This window comes from Nocardioides sp. AN3, from assembly GCF_054653495.1.
This window is the reverse complement of the sequence record NZ_BAAIGC010000102.1, coordinates 1-305: the sequence shown is the minus strand read 5'-3', so window position 1 is coordinate 305 and position 305 is coordinate 1. Positions and strand designations below refer to the sequence as shown.

Sequence of the window (305 nt, the reverse complement as noted above, 5' to 3'; positions counted from 1 at the left end):
TCGCGGTCGACGGTCTTGAGGAAGGCGAGGAACTCCTCGTGACGGTGCCGGGGCAGGCATTGTCCGATGACCTTCCCGGTGAGCACATCCAGGGCCGCGAACAGGGTGGTGGTGCCGTTGCGCTTGTAGTCGTGGGTCATCGTGCTGGCCCGGCCCTTGACCATCGGCAGGGAGGCCTGGGTGCGGTCCAGGGCCTGGATGGAGGACTTCTCATCCATACACAGCACCACCGCCTGGGCCGGCGGGTTGAGGTAGAGCCCGACGACATCGATGAGCTTCTCGGTGAACCGTGGATCGTTGGACAC

1 pseudogene is annotated in these 305 nt (G+C 64.9%); it reads right to left on the bottom strand.

From position 1 onward, the window contains the following. A pseudogene (locus ACYQ1K_RS27980) lies at positions 1-305 on the bottom strand (IS630 family transposase); the annotation flags it as partial.